The organism is Sporomusa sp., from assembly GCF_057736855.1.
The window spans coordinates 3279-3835 of record NZ_JBYKYF010000076.1; the positions used below are offsets into that span (position 1 = coordinate 3279).

The window sequence follows — 557 nt, forward strand, 5'->3', positions numbered from 1 at the left end:
TTCAGCCCTAATCAATCTTACCAAATTTTAGGTATGATGGGTAAGCGATTAGGCAAAAATAAAATTGACTTAGCCCTAGAACCTGCACTTACATGAAGGTTAGTCGCCCATAGCCAAAGATGTACTGTTCGCTTGTATCTTGGAGTATCTGAACATCGGAGCCCTAGAGCAGTTCGCCGTCTGATAAAGAATAAAGACAGCAACGGCCTGAGTGAGCCGCCGAATCGGGAGGTGTTATAAATTTTATGTCTAAAGAGAAAATAGAATCAATTGTTGAGCAATATGTTTTGGATATTATTGCTGATAGTGACCTCGAATTGGTTGATGTTGAATATGTAAAAGAACATGAGTGGTATCTTAGAGTATTCCTGGATAAAGAATCAGGTATAGAGATTGATGATTGTCAATGGGTGAGTGAACAACTCGAGGCCAAACTGGATGAAAGCAATTTAATAAACGATCATTATTATCTTGAAGTTTCTTCTCCGGGCCTTGATCGTCCACTCAAAAAAGAACGCGATTTTATTCGTCATGCTGGAGATAAGGTAGAAGTAAAA

The 557-nt window shown here is 38.8% G+C and carries 1 protein-coding gene; it reads left to right on the top strand.

What is annotated here, in order from left to right; genetic code table 11:
* Positions 1-245 precede the first annotated feature (245 nt).
* Positions 246-557, top strand: a 312-nt coding sequence (locus tag AC29Z1_RS07010; protein WP_488270745.1) for a ribosome maturation factor RimP, incomplete at its 3' end; no start/stop codon positions are given.